At 67.4% G+C, this 651-nt stretch carries 1 protein-coding gene; it reads right to left on the bottom strand.

The features are described from left to right. Positions 1–600 (bottom strand): L,D-transpeptidase scaffold domain-containing protein (locus EAH89_RS31050; RefSeq protein ID WP_206667744.1); only part of this gene is annotated, 600 nt, incomplete at its 3' end. Positions 601–651: the final 51 nt, after the last annotated feature.

The following is a 651-nucleotide window of genomic DNA, read 5'->3' as shown; positions in this document are numbered from 1 at the left end:
GGCGATCGTCGGCGTCTTGGCCTGCGCGGCGGCGCGGCTGTAGCCGACATACGCCTTCGCCAGCCGCCGATAATCGTCATCCTGTGGCGCGAGACCCGCGAAATACTGTGCTACTTGGTTCTGTTGCAGCGCCTGCTGAAGACCAGCCGCCACGTCGGTCTTGGCGGCGCGGATCGTATATACCTCATGGAGCGTGGTCGGATCGACCGCGCCGCCCGCCAGCGCCGAGGCGTAGCCCAGCGCCGCCTTGGTCCGCGCCACATCGCGCTGCGCGGGGCTCATCGAGGCATCGACCTTGCCGAAATCGATCCGGTCGAGCCCGTTGAGCACGCGCGAACCGATCGTCTGGTCGAGCGCGGCGGTGGCGGCATCGGACCACAGACCGTGCCACCCGACCTTGGCGTAGAAATCCTTGACCGCCGAATCCGACGCCGCCGCCTTGAGCGCATCCGCGGCGATCGACGGCGGCGTCGCATCGAGCGTTGTCTCGTCCGCGGCGGTGGTCTGTGGATCGGGCTGCGCCTCGTTCGACGGCGCCTGCTTCGCGCACCCCGCCAGCGCGATCAGCACCACAAAGGCGCTCGAATATCGGATTTTCATGAAAAGCAGCCTTGCGACGGGAACGGGACGTGCGGGAGGCTACAGGTAGGC

Source organism: Muricoccus nepalensis, from assembly GCF_006438825.1.
Taxonomy (GTDB): domain Bacteria; phylum Pseudomonadota; class Alphaproteobacteria; order Acetobacterales; family Acetobacteraceae; genus Roseomonas; species Roseomonas nepalensis.
Note: the sequence above shows the minus strand (reverse complement) of the source record. Positions and strands in the feature narration are given on the sequence as shown.